11 protein-coding genes are annotated in these 12,126 nt (G+C 61.2%); 6 read left to right on the top strand and 5 right to left on the bottom strand.

All coding sequences use genetic code 11. The features are described 5' to 3' along the window. Positions 1-6 precede the first annotated feature (6 nt). Positions 7-1,092 (bottom strand): hypothetical protein, encoded by a 1,086-nt coding sequence (locus tag MHX61_RS03260; RefSeq protein ID WP_239192542.1) that lies wholly within the window; start codon positions 1,090-1,092, stop codon positions 7-9. A gap of 194 nt (positions 1,093-1,286) precedes the next feature. Here MHX61_RS03260 and MHX61_RS03255 point away from each other — a divergent pair, with 194 nt between their 5' ends. Then, positions 1,287-3,224 (top strand): BCCT family transporter, encoded by a 1,938-nt coding sequence (locus tag MHX61_RS03255; RefSeq protein WP_239192539.1) that lies wholly within the window; start codon positions 1,287-1,289, stop codon positions 3,222-3,224. Between the two features lie 34 nt (positions 3,225-3,258). Next, the gene (zupT, locus tag MHX61_RS03250) at positions 3,259-4,056 is read left to right on the top strand and encodes a zinc transporter ZupT (RefSeq protein WP_150851315.1); all 798 of its coding nucleotides are present in this window, start codon (positions 3,259-3,261) and stop codon (positions 4,054-4,056) included. A gap of 27 nt (positions 4,057-4,083) precedes the next feature. On the opposite strand, the gene MHX61_RS03245 is transcribed toward zupT, so the two are convergent. From MHX61_RS03245 to MHX61_RS03235, 3 genes are read right to left on the bottom strand one after another with little or no spacing between them, the layout of a single operon-like run. Next, a complete protein-coding gene (locus tag MHX61_RS03245) occupies positions 4,084-5,031 on the bottom strand; it encodes a DUF808 domain-containing protein (protein WP_239192536.1) in 948 nt (315 codons plus the stop codon). 3 nt (positions 5,032-5,034) lie between these two features. Next, positions 5,035-5,571 carry a DUF402 domain-containing protein gene (locus tag MHX61_RS03240; protein ID WP_239192533.1) on the bottom strand — a complete coding sequence of 179 codons (537 nt, stop codon included), beginning with the start codon at positions 5,569-5,571 and terminating at the stop codon, positions 5,035-5,037. Next, positions 5,572-6,300 (bottom strand): hypothetical protein, encoded by a 729-nt coding sequence (locus MHX61_RS03235; protein WP_204609569.1) that lies wholly within the window; start codon positions 6,298-6,300, stop codon positions 5,572-5,574. It abuts the gene before it with no gap. Positions 6,301-6,575: 275 nt separating this feature from the next. Here MHX61_RS03235 and typA point away from each other — a divergent pair, with 275 nt between their 5' ends. After that, positions 6,576-8,486, top strand: a complete 1,911-nt coding sequence (gene typA, locus MHX61_RS03230; protein ID WP_239192530.1) for a translational GTPase TypA — start codon at positions 6,576-6,578, stop codon at positions 8,484-8,486. 11 nt (positions 8,487-8,497) lie between these two features. Here the strand turns inward: typA and MHX61_RS03225 are convergent, their stop codons facing one another. Then, on the bottom strand, positions 8,498-9,160 hold the full coding sequence (locus MHX61_RS03225) for a GPP34 family phosphoprotein (RefSeq protein ID WP_239192528.1): 663 nt from the start codon (positions 9,158-9,160) through the stop codon (positions 8,498-8,500). A gap of 89 nt (positions 9,161-9,249) precedes the next feature. Here MHX61_RS03225 and MHX61_RS03220 point away from each other — a divergent pair, with 89 nt between their 5' ends. From MHX61_RS03220 to MHX61_RS03210, 3 genes are read left to right on the top strand one after another with little or no spacing between them, the layout of a single operon-like run. Continuing rightward, complete coding sequence (locus MHX61_RS03220) at positions 9,250-10,881, top strand: ABC transporter family substrate-binding protein (protein WP_239192525.1); 1,632 nt, start codon at positions 9,250-9,252, stop codon at positions 10,879-10,881. Continuing rightward, the gene (locus tag MHX61_RS03215) at positions 10,871-11,740 is read left to right on the top strand and encodes a PIG-L family deacetylase (RefSeq protein ID WP_239192522.1); all 870 of its coding nucleotides are present in this window, start codon (positions 10,871-10,873) and stop codon (positions 11,738-11,740) included. The genes MHX61_RS03220 and MHX61_RS03215 overlap by 11 nt, the downstream gene beginning before the upstream one ends. After that, positions 11,740-12,117 carry a hypothetical protein gene (locus tag MHX61_RS03210; RefSeq protein WP_005327488.1) on the top strand — a complete coding sequence of 126 codons (378 nt, stop codon included), beginning with the start codon at positions 11,740-11,742 and terminating at the stop codon, positions 12,115-12,117. Before MHX61_RS03215 ends, MHX61_RS03210 begins: the two co-directional genes overlap by 1 nt. The last annotated feature ends 9 nt before the right edge of the window (positions 12,118-12,126 follow it).

The following is a 12,126-nucleotide window of genomic DNA, read 5'->3' as shown; positions in this document are numbered from 1 at the left end:
CCGCACCTATTTGCGGTGATTGCCCCCGCGGTGGTGAGAGGTTTCGCGGGCCACGCGCCGGGCTCGCACGCGCGCGGATTCGGAGGAAAAGCGGCCCGGTTCTTCGGCTACCGGCAGCGCACGCCAGCTGAAATTCTGCTCTGCTGGGATGGAGGAGACCAACTCCGCCAGCTTGGCGCTGGCCTGCGGTTGTTGTGTTTGCTCATTGTGCTGCTGAGCTGGCGCATCTGGATTAGCGGGTGCAGCCGGCTGGGCCTGTGGCCCTTTCGGGCGGCGCGAGCCGGTGGGCCGGGCCGTCACGACGGCCTCGCCGGAGAGCGTGTGCTCCCAGACCTCGGGCTGAGCCGGTGTGGCTGCGGGCGCAGCGGCGGGAATCGCAGGTTGTGGGGCAGGCACGCGCAGCGGTGGAACAGCGGGGGAGAAGAGCTCCGCGGTGGTGGCCTCATCGGCGGGGATATCGACGGCAAGCATGCCGTGGCTCGCGTAGGCGCGGGCAGAAAGCCCCGCCCCAGAACCGTTTGCCGCAGCGAATGCGGCGCGCAGTCCAGGGAGCGCGGCACTGTCGCTGAGGGGGCCGAGAACCGTATCGTCGCAGGTCGCCACCGCGGTGCCGGCAAGGTCGTCCAGTGTGACGAAAAATTGCTGCGTGCCCATCTGCTCAAGCTGAGCGGGCGATAGGTCGCCGGCGGCGGCATCGATCAGCACGCCTCGTCCGCCGGAGAGCAGCGCGGTTCCTTGCGGTTGGTCATTGACCGGCACCATCCACGGCCACAGGCCCAGTGACACGGCAACCTCGACTTGGCCGTCAACTACCTCCACGGTGGCGATCGTCTGTGGCTGTGCAGAGGAAGCCTTCAATCGCTCCAAGGCGGGATACTCCGCCGCCTCGACCTCGTCCAGAAACCCTAAGAAGCCGAAGTCTGAGCGAACGCGCCAGCCGTTGGTGTAGGTATCGGGTTCTAGGGAGACGTCGACAAGCGCAGCGTGCTTCGCCACGCCGGGGATACTCAATGCGGTGCCCAGCACTGGGTGCTCGAGGACCGCAACATGCTCCACGCCGAAGTAACTAGTCGCGAGCGGGTATAGCGCCATAGAAAGTCACTCCCAAGGTTAAAGGCCGGTAAACAATGCGTAGCTCATTTTACGCATATGGGGGATAGGGCTGGCGCCAGCTTTATATCCTGCGAGTTTCTATTAATGTGTAGACAGCTCTCTTAAAAGTGAAACCCGGAAAACAAAATAGGAGTAGAACCATCTCTTCTTTACCGTCTTCCTCATCCCGCCCTGTGCGTGGGGTGAATAATTCGGAGGAAAGCAAAAAGCGCACCCGCAACGCCAAGCGCATTCTCAAAGACATTATGTACCCGCATAATATCCACCCCGCACTGGTGCCGGGCGTTGCCATTGAGGACCAGAAGGTCAAGTATGGAGTAGACAAGCCGATCCTTTTTGTGGTCGGCGGACTGGTCGTCGCCTTCGTAATCTGGGGTGTGATTGCGCCCGAGCAGGTCTTCGATGCTTCTTCGGCAGCGCTCGATTGGGTGATGCGTAACTTGGGCTGGATCTTTACCGCCTTGGCGACGTTCCTGATGTTTTTGCTCATCATCTTGGCCATTTCAAAGTACGGCAAAATCCCTCTCGGACTAGATGGGGAGAAGCCGGAATTTTCCACGGTGAGCTGGGCTGCGATGCTCTTTGGCGCCGGCATTGGCATCGGCATTATCTTCTTCGGCCCCTTCGAGCCGCTGAGCTACTACCTTTCGCCGCGCCCTGGTGCCTATGAGGCCGCGAGCGATGAAGCGGTGCTGGGCGCCATGGCGCAGGCAGCCATGCACTGGGGCCTTAATGCGTGGGCGATTTATGCCATCGTGGGCCTGTGCGTGGCCTACGTGTCCTTCCGCCGCGGCCGCGTGCCGCTGATGAGCTCCATCCTGATGCCGCTCTTTGGCAATCGCTCCTCTGATTCCCTGCCCGCGCGCATCATCGATGGCTTAGCCATTATTGCCACTCTCTTCGGCACCGCCGCCACGCTGGGCATCGGTGCGCTGCAGATCGGCCGCGGCGTGGAATTGGTCAGCGGCTGGTCTACCACCGGCAACACCGCGGCGCTGGTAATCATCGTGGTCCTGTCCATCGGAACGATCTTCTCGGCCGTCTCCGGCGTGGCGAAGGGCATTCGGTGGCTCTCCAATATCAACCTGGTGCTGGCCATGGCCCTGGCCTTGTTCTTCTTCGTCGTGGGGCCGACCGCCTTCTTGGCCAATATGCTGCCGGCCGTGGTGATTGAATATCTCGATGAAATGCCGCAGATGCTCTCTGCCAATATGGGCCAGGGGGAAGACATGGTTGCGTTCCTGTCCTCCTGGACCACCTTCTACTGGGCTTGGTGGGTATCGTGGTCGCCATTCGTGGGCGTCTTCGTAGCCAAGATTTCGCGCGGGCGAACCATCCGCCAGTTCGTGCTCGGTGTGTTGCTTATTCCCTCGGCCATCATTGTTGCCGCTTATACCATCCTGGGCGGTACCACCATTTGGTTGCAGCGCCGCGATGGCGATATCGCCTCAGATGGCACTATTGATTCCATGCCGGCGGCAGAAGACATCTTCTTCAAGGTCTTGGACCACTTCCCAGGAGCGGAGTGGATGGCGCCCATCGTCATCATCATGCTGGTGGTCTTCTTCATTACCACGGCTGACTCCGCATCCATTGTGAACTCGCAGCTCACCCAGCGCGGCAACCCCAAGCCCAACCCGGCAGTAACGGTCTTTTGGGTGGTATGTATGGCTGGCATTGCCGTGGTCATTTTGCTTGCCGGTGGCCGTAATGCGCTGCAGGGCCTGCAGAACCTTATTACGGTGACGGCTTTGCCTTTCGCGGTTATCATCGTGCTCATGTGCATCGCGTTGGTGCGCGAGCTGCGCCATGATCCTGCCTCCATCCGTCATTTCTACGAGGACGAAGCGGTCTCTAATGCGATCGTGCGGGGCGTGCGCGATTATGGCGATAACTTTGCCCTGTCTATCGAGCCGACAGACGGCGACTACGCAACGGGCGCGCACTTTAACTCCACTGCAGCAGAGGTGACCGATTGGTACGCGCGCACGGACGAAGAGGGCCGCGCCGTGGGCTATGACTATGAGGCGGGCGAGTATGTGGACAACGATCCATCTATCAAGAATGGCGAGTTCATCTCGCCGGTGCCGGAGGATAAGGAAGAAAATTAATACTTGACAATTATTGGCTGGTAGGGTGCCAGCTATGACTTTTAGTACCTTTGCCTTTGCCTTCGCCTTGGTGCTGCTGTCGGGTCTATCGACCTCGATTGGCGGCGCTTTGGCGGTGGGAAGGCGCCAGCCGGGGCCGGCTTTTATGGCCGCTGCACTGGGGCTTTCGGCCGGCGTGATGCTGTATGTCTCCTTTATGGAGATCCTGCCGGAAGGCATTGCGCAGCTTTCCGACGCCCTCGGCGAGGAAACCACCGGCACCTGGGCCGCCGTCGGGGCGTTCTTTGCTGGCATCGCCGTCATCGCCATCATTGACCGGCTCGTGCCGGAGGAGATTAACCCCCATGAGCCGGCCACCACGGCCGAAGAAGCCCGCCGCAAGAAGCTAATGAAAACCGGCGTATTTACCGCCTGCGCGCTGGGCCTGCACAATTTCCCCGAGGGGTTTGCCACCTTCCTATCCGGCCTGGATTCTAAGGAAGTTGCGGTGCCGGTGGCGGTGGCCATCGCCATTCACAATATCCCGGAAGGCATTGCGGTGGCTGTTCCGCTGCGCGAGGCCACTGGCTCCCGCAAGAAGGCCTTTTGGTGGGCCACCTTGTCTGGCCTGGCCGAGCCGCTCGGCGCGCTCATCGGCTTCGGCCTTCTCATGCCGGTTATTGGTCCGGCGACGATGGGCATTAGCTTCGCCGCCATCGCCGGCATTATGGTCTTTATCTCGCTGGATGAGCTATTGCCCACCGCGGAGGAGACCGGCGAGCACCATCACGCCATTTACGGCTTGATTGCCGGCATGGCCGTGATGGCGGTTTCGCTGATGCTATTTATGTAGCCGGCTATGCAGCCGGGCTACGGAGCGTTAAGCTTCCGCCGGCTCGGCAGAAGTGGCCGAAGTCTTGCCAAAGGAGGCCTTAACCGCCATCACGATGGTGGCAACGACTACGCCAAGCACCAGGCCGCAGACCATGGACATGCCGGTATCTGCCAGCCATGCCAGGGCGCCATTGGAGATATTCTCGGTCGTGGACGCGATGAATTCGTGGGGCTGATCCATGCCGAACTCGTGCAGGCCCTTGACCACGATATGGCCGCCTACCCACAGCATGGCGGCGGTACCGATGACGCCGATGATATCCAGCACGATCGGCATGCCCTTGACCAAGGCGTTGCCCACCGTGGACTTGCCATCGTGGCGCTTATTGAGGGCCATGCCAATATCGTCCATCTTGACCAAAAGGCCAACGGCGCCGTAGACACCCAGGGTCAGCAAGATGCCGACGAAGATGAGGGCACCCAGGCGCATCCAAAATGGCTCGTTGATGACCTCATTAAGGGAAATGACCATGATCTCGGCAGACAAGATGAGGTCGGTGGTGATAGCGGACTTAACTAGGCTGTCCTCGGCATCGGCGCCCTTTTCCTGGACTGACTCGGTCTCCTTTTCCCGGTGGGGGAGAACGTGGTGCAGGATCTTCTCCGCACCTTCAAAGCACAAGAAAGTACCGCCGCACATCAGGATGGGGGTGAGTGCCCACGGTGCGATCCAAGAGAGGATCATGGCGATGGGCAAGATGATGACGAGCTTATTGATGAGCGAGCCCTTGGTGATGCGCCAGATCATCGGCAGCTCGCGTTGCGGCTTGATTCCCTCCACGTATTGCGGGGTTACGGCAGCATCGTCGACCACCACACCTGCGGCCTTCACGGAAGTTTTGCCCGCGAGGGCGGCCACATCGTCAACGCTGGAGGCAGCGGAGCGGGCGATCAGGGCGACGTCGTCAAGCAGGGCAAAAAGGCCACCGGCCATAAATTATCCTTCTGGGGTTAAGGTGATGTTATCGGACCACGTTAAGTGTATCCCCTGATGCGCCAGCCAAGCCATCGCATCATCACCGCTGCGAGTAATGCCCTCGACCGCGGCAAGTGTAGTGTCGATCGCTTTCTCGGCGTCCTCGGCAGAAATCAAGCCAGCGGAGGTCGCGGCAGAGAGCTCATCAATATCGAGCACGGAAATGGGCTTGCCGCGGGTGGCAACAAGATCCACATAAAGATCGCGGGTGGTCCACACCGTGCCATCGCGCTGGATTTCGGCCACATCAATATAAAAGTCTTGGTGGACGTCTACGCCGGGGCGGAAATGGAAAATATTGGCGCGCAGGTTGAGATCGGGCAGCAGCCACGATTCCAAGTACCCGAAGCGTGGGTGGTCGGCGCCGCGTGCCATGTAGAGGCCGAACTCCGTCTCGGTGTACGTGTCGACCTCGCGCAGGAATCCCTTGGGATCGGTATTGGTGTACTCGGCGGTATTAAAGGTCTCGCGCTTGACCGGATGGAGATCCACCGGCATCTACTTCACCTCAAGGAAGGCGGCGGTCGGGGCAAAATTGCAGCGGGATTCCTGGGTGTTCACGCCGCCAGAAAGCAGCGCGATGACGGTGCCCTTGCCGGTCTGGGCGGTGCCGGACAAGGTGGTAGGGCCGTCCTGATTGATGCCATTGTTATTCAGTGGGGTGACACCGCTGCGCAGGGTGTCAAGGTTGAACCACTGCACGTTCATCCCGCCTTGTTCGCGCGCGGCCGGTGGGGTGCCAAGAGCGGTGAAGAGGAATACGGTTTCACCGGGCTTTGCGCCCGGTGCCGGCATTTCGGTGGGGCCGGGAACGGCGATGGCCGAGCCCATGGCATCGCTGGTGCCGTCGATGCAGTGTGCGGAGACCGTGGGCCAGTAGAACTGGCGGAAGTTCGGGTTATTGCCCTCCGGCATGGCTACCCCGTCCTTGCCATCGCCGCCGCCGGCGAAGAACGCGAGGCCCGAGAGGATAGCGTTGCGAACATCCTCGGGAATCCACGGTTGTGCCGCAAAAGCGCGGATGCGGTCCTGGGTTTCCTGGTTGGGGCGGCCGAGCTCGTCCAGTGGGCTATGGGAGGACGCCTGCTGCACCAAGGAAGAAAGATCCGGTGCGGAAGCCTGCGCTGGGGCGACGAGGGGAGAGGCGAGGCCGATGAGCGCGGCCGTGGCAGCGGCGATATAACCGGTGCGGCCGGACAGGCGCCAGGTGGTGCGGGCGTGGCTCACGTTATCAATTCCTTGGGTGCGGTCTCGGGAAGGGCGGTTAAACCCCAGTTGTCACATTTGTAACAATATTACCTACAGTAACGATAGTGATGGCTGGGGGAGTGTCAAGTGCTTTGGCAATCTATAAGATTTTTCGCCCGTTCTATACGGTGCGTTACGGGGTAAAGCCATCCCCAATGCTGCACTTGGCCCTTTAAGGGGGTATCGTGGGAGCTCGTTCAAGATCAATTTCGCGCGCGCAAGCGCTGTAGATCCTCCGAAGGAGAACCCCACTAGTGAGTAATACCGAGTTCCGTAATGTTGCCATCGTCGCGCACGTTGACCATGGCAAGACCACCCTGGTCAACGGCATGCTGGAGCAGTCCGGCGCCTTTGGTGACCACGGTGAACACACGGACCGCGTCATGGACTCCAATGATCAGGAGCGCGAGCGCGGCATTACCATTCTGGCCAAGAACACGGCCATTCACCGCAAGGGCCTGGGCAAGGACGGCCAGGACCTGATTATTAACGTCATCGACACCCCAGGCCACGCCGACTTCGGTGGCGAGGTCGAGCGCGGTATTTCCATGGTGGATGGCGTTGTCTTGCTCGTCGATGCCTCCGAGGGTCCGCTGCCGCAGACCCGCTTCGTGCTCACCAAGGCACTAGAAGCCAAGCTGCCGGTTATCATCTGCGTGAACAAGACTGACCGCCCAGATGCCCGCATCGACGAGGTTGTCTCCGAGTCTCAGGACCTGCTGCTGGAAATCGCCGCCGGCCTGGAGGACGAGGAAGCTGCGGCCGCCGCCGAGGAGCTGCTGGACCTTCCGGTTCTCTACGCTTCCGGCCGCGCCGGCGTTGCCTCCACCGAGAACCCAGGCGATGGCAACGTCCCTGAAGGCGAGGATCTGCAGCCGCTTTTCGACGTCATCTACAACGTCCTCCCAGAGCCCTCCGCTACCGTCGACGCCCCGCTGCAGGCGCACGTGACCAACCTGGACGCCTCCGACTTCCTGGGCCGTATCGCGCTGCTGCGCATCTACGCCGGCCGCATCAAGAAGGGCCAGCAGGTGGCCTGGATCCACTACGACGAGGATGGCAACCAGCACACCAAGACCGTGAAGGTCGCCGAGCTGCTGCGCACCGTTGGCTTCGAGCGCCAGCCCGCGGAGGAGGCCATCGCCGGCGATATCGTAGCCATTTCCGGTATCTCCGATGTCATGATTGGTGACACCATCGCCGATCCGGAAAACCCTGAGGCTCTGCCGCGCATCACCGTGGACGAGCCGGCCATCTCCATGACCATCGGCGTCAATACCTCCCCGATGGCAGGACAGGGCGGTGGCGATAAACTTACCGCGCGTATGGTCAAGGCCCGGTTGGAGCAGGAGCTTATCGGTAACGTGTCCCTGCGCGTGCTGCCTACCGAGCGCCCCGATGCTTGGGAGGTCCAGGGCCGCGGCGAGATGGCGCTATCCGTGCTCATCGAGTCCATGCGCCGCGAGGGCTTCGAGCTGACCATCGGCAAGCCGCAGGTTGTGACCAAGGAAATCGACGGCAAGACCTACGAGCCATACGAGATCCTCACCATTGACTCCCCGTCCGAGCACCAGGGCGCTATTACCCAGCTGTTGGCTGGCCGCAAGGGTCAGATGCAGGCCATGGACGTTCGCGAGGGCGACTGGGTGCGCATGGTCTTCCGCGTTCCTGCTCGCGGTCTCATTGGCTTCCGCACCCAGTTCATGACCGAGACACGTGGTGCCGGCATTGCCAACTCCATTTCCGACGGCCTGGATGTCTGGGCCGGCGAGATCAAGTCCCGCCCGACCGGCTCTCTCGTGGCTGACCGTACCGGCCAGATCACTCAGTACGCGCTGATGCAGCTGGCTGACCGCGGCAACTTCTTCGTCGAGCCGGGCGCCGAGGCTTATGAGGGCATGGTCGTTGGTGCCAATAACCGCGATGAGGATATTGACATCAACATCACCAAGGAAAAGAAGCTGACCAATATGCGCTCCGCTACTGCGGATGCCACCGTCACCCTGGCCAAGGCGCACACCCTCTCCTTGGAAGAAGCACTGGAATTCTGTGGTAACGACGAGTGCGTCGAGGTCGCCCCGGACGTCCTGCGCGTGCGCAAGGTGGAGCTTTCCGCTACCGACCGCAAGCGTGCTGCTGCTCGCAAGAAGCAGATGAATAAGTAATAAGCCGCACCCTAGGTGGTGGTGATTGCCGCTGATGTGGCCACCATCGCCGCAACCGCTGCCGCCTCCTCAACTACGGCCTTGACCGCTGAGGAGGCGGTTTTGTCATACTCCACCTCTTTTTTGATGTCCTGAATGCGTGCCCGCATCTCCCGGCGCTTCATTCCCTCCGCATTGTTTTTCAGCAGGGTATAGGCGCCGCTGACCTCGCGGAGAATATCGAGAATAATGACGTCGTTGACCTCGGCCGGCCGCTGCGCCTCCAGCACCGCAACCAACCGTTCGCGCAGTTCCTTTTCCAGCTCCAAGTCCGTCATGATGTAGCGGTCGCCGCTTATCTGCCACCACTTGGCCTTTTCCACGTCGAGCTGTCCATTTGCGTGGAAATCCAACGCGATGATTTCCCGCGGGGTAAACCACGAGGCCTCCAAGAGGCTCTGCATGCTGGTGGCTTTGTGTTGCTGCAGCTCCTCCCAGGCCCAAGCCAACACGGGGTGCTCTGGGCGCTGTGGAGTGGTCTCTACCTTCTTCTTCTCACCGAGCTCTACGTGACCGCCCAGCAGCAGGTCCGCGAGTACGGTGGCGCGCAGGGCGGCCTCATTATTGGATACCCAGTCTTCCTTCTTGCCGTTGTCCTTGGTTAGTAGAAGGAACATTTCTTGGCAGATGAGCATCGGGGCCTCCTTAAAAGTTGCGGTCTATGGCCGAGTCTAGCGCCAATAATCTTCGTTTCGGCGGGGGAGAGGGACTAAAGTAGTCCGCGATGAAAAAGAATCCGGCTTCACCAAGGCGCGCGGCGTCGGCAATCGCAGCGGTACTCAGCACCGCCAGCCTTGCACTACTTAGCGCCTGCGCGGCTAACCCCGGCCCACCACCGGTGGTGGAGGAAAATGCCTCCGTGCTGCAAGAAGATCAGACCACCACCACGCCTACCCCGGAAGAAGAGCAGCCGCAGGATGCCGACTCCGCCAAGCGCCCCACCATCTCGGTGGGCGTGGACCCCTTGCGCGCGGGATTGAACCCGCACCTGGTGGCCAATAACTCCGAGCTGGTCGACCAGATTGCAGAACTGGTGCTGCCCTCAGCGTTCCACAACGGGCAAAGGGACGCCGATATCCTCGAATCCGCCTCTGAGGTCACCGCGCCTAAGGGCATGGTGCAGCGGGTGCGCTACGTCATTGCCTCGCCCGCACAATGGTCCGATGGCACACCCATTTCCGGTGCGGACTTTAGCTACCTGTGGAAGCAGATGACCACTACCGCCGGTGTGCGCGATCCTTCCGGCTACCACGCCATATCGGCTGTTAATACCTCCGATGGCGGCCGCGTAGTCACCGTGGATTTCTCCGAGAAGGTGAAAGATTGGCACCTGCTTTTTCATAATTTGTTGCCTTCCCACCTGCTGCAGGACGATAACTTCGGCTCCGCCTTGGCCGATAAGATTCCGGCATCGGCCGGGCGCTTCCTCGTCGATAGCGTGGACCGCGGCCGCGGAGTCATTACCTTGAACCGGAACGACCGCTTCTGGGGTGCCAATCCGGCGCAGGTGGACGTCATTCAGCTGCGCGAGGTGCGCGATAGCACCCAGGCGCTTAATATGCTGCGCTCCGGGCAGATTGGTTTCGCGGACTTCACGCCTGGCCAAACCTCGCAGGAAGCACTGGGCCTTTTGGGGCATGTTTCCGATAAGACACTGACCCGCCCGCGCCAACTGCGCCTGCACATGTCCACCGCGGATGAAGCTCTGGAAGAAAGGGCCGCGCGCCGCGGATTGGCCTCGCTGATTGATACGGACCAGGTCGCGCGCTTGGCCACCGGCCGCGCCTCCAACCTCGAACCGGGGAATAACCCCATTAGTAAGGACACGGATCTCACTGCGCTGCGCACTCGCGCTAGTAAGAAGCCGATTCGCTTTGCGGTAGACCCCACCAGCCCCACGGCCTTGGCCGCGGCCAATACGCTTTATGACGTCCTCGAAGCCCACGGGATCGCCGCCGAGGTGGTGTCCGAGCGCCTGACCACGATCACCTCCAAGCTCCTGCCCGAAGGTGAGGTGGATGCGGTAGTGACCTGGGAGGATATCTCCCTGAACTCGGTGGCCGCGGCAAATATCTTCAGCTGCGATGACAAGCAGCCGCTCGCCGGCGACCTGTCCGGAATCTGCCCGGAGAACGCGGAGGAGATTCGCGAGGAGATTTTATCCGGCGCCCTGAGCCCAAAGGAAGCACTCGGACGCATTCGCGATGTGAACTCTAAAGAAGCTCTCTACGTGCCTTTGGTGGATGAGACGCGTATCCACGCGCTCGGGGAGGGTATTGTAGGCCCCGGCCAAAGCATCGATGATTGGGACGAGGGTCTTATCACCGCGCCCCGCTGGAGGATAGATGAAGACTAAGGACCTAACCGGCTACCGCGTGGTGGCAGTGCACGCCCACCCGGATGATGAAACCCTCTTTATGGGTGGCACCCTGGCAACTCTAGCCGCACGCGGCGCCGAGGTTATCGTCATTACGCTTACCTTGGGCGAGGACGGCGAGGTCATCGGCGAGCCTTACCAAGGCTTGGCCGATCATGATCAGCTCGGCGGTTTCCGCGCCCGCGAATTGGCCAATGCCCTCGATGCCCTGGGCGTCAAGGGCATCCAACTGGGCGGTTTCGGCCACTTCCATGACTCCGGCATGGCAGGCTCTCCCTCGCACGAGAACCCGCGTGCACTGGTCAATCGCATCGAGGAGGCGGCCGATTTCCTGAGCGACGAGCTCGAGGCGATTCACCCCCACGCCATCTTGACCTACGGGCCCGATGGCGGCTATGGCCACCCGGACCACATTGCGGTGCATAAGGCGGTGATGAAGGCGGCGTCGCCAAGCACGCGCATTTGGTACGGCATTTTTGAACGCGCCGCCAACTATGCCGGTTTGGACACCCTCGATGCGCCGGCGGGGTGGACCAAGCCCAGCCAGGAGTACCTAGACAATTTCACCAACGAGGGCGCGGACGTCACCGTCGCTCTTTCCGACGCCGCCCTGGACGCCAAGCGCTGCGCTATGCGCGCCCACGCCTCCCAAATCTGGGTGGCCGATGGCACCACCACCCGCACCAACCCCGAGGCCGCCGTGGCCGCGCTGCACGAACCCGAGCACGTGCCCGGAGCCTATGGCCTATCCAACCTGCTGGTCATGCCCCTGCTGCGCGCCGAGTACTTCCAGCTGGGCCAGGGTGAGCCGGCCGATGACTTGCTGGGCGGCCTATAATGCGCACGGATTTTAGTCGCGGCGAGCAGGTCACCGGCCTAGTGTGGCTGGCCATCGGCGCGTTGCTATCGGTCTTTCTTGAGGTCATCTACCTCACCGCCCGCATTCCGCTATCCAATGGGGCGAGTGTGGCTTTTCCCATCACCATCCTGCTTGCGTGGTGGTTTAACTCCGTGCTCACCCGCACCGCCCGGCTATGGAGCCCCGCGCCGATGGTCGGCGCCATCCCGCTCATCGTTTGGTGCCTGGGCTTTTTCGCCTTCATGCTCCTCGTACCGATGACAGGAGACATGCTCTTGGCCAATAATATTCTCAGCCTGCTCCTGCTTTTGGCCGGGATAGGCGGGGGCGTTTGGCCATTTTTCAAGCAGAAGTGACATACTGTT

It is taken from the genome of Corynebacterium sp. ACRPF, assembly GCF_022347395.1.
In the GTDB taxonomy this organism is placed as follows: Bacteria; Actinomycetota; Actinomycetes; order Mycobacteriales; family Mycobacteriaceae; genus Corynebacterium; species Corynebacterium tuberculostearicum_D.
The sequence above is the reverse complement of the archived record's forward strand: the minus strand, read 5'-3'. Positions and strand labels throughout refer to the sequence as shown.

Bases quoted from the DNA above. Each gene is read 5' to 3' on its own strand.
- MHX61_RS03260 (WP_239192542.1), bottom strand. From the start codon at position 1,092: ATGGCGCTATACCCGCTCGCGACTAGTTACTTCGGCGTGGAGCATGTT.
- zupT (WP_150851315.1), top strand. From the start codon at position 3,259: ATGACTTTTAGTACCTTTGCCTTTGCCTTCGCCTTGGTGCTGCTGTCG.
- MHX61_RS03245 (WP_239192536.1), bottom strand. From the start codon at position 5,031: ATGGCCGGTGGCCTTTTTGCCCTGCTTGACGACGTCGCCCTGATCGCC.
- MHX61_RS03240 (WP_239192533.1), bottom strand. From the start codon at position 5,571: ATGCCGGTGGATCTCCATCCGGTCAAGCGCGAGACCTTTAATACCGCC.
- MHX61_RS03225 (WP_239192528.1), bottom strand. From the start codon at position 9,160: ATGCTCATCTGCCAAGAAATGTTCCTTCTACTAACCAAGGACAACGGC.
- MHX61_RS03220 (WP_239192525.1), top strand. From the start codon at position 9,250: ATGAAAAAGAATCCGGCTTCACCAAGGCGCGCGGCGTCGGCAATCGCA.
- MHX61_RS03215 (WP_239192522.1), top strand. From the start codon at position 10,871: ATGAAGACTAAGGACCTAACCGGCTACCGCGTGGTGGCAGTGCACGCC.
- MHX61_RS03210 (WP_005327488.1), top strand. From the start codon at position 11,740: ATGCGCACGGATTTTAGTCGCGGCGAGCAGGTCACCGGCCTAGTGTGG.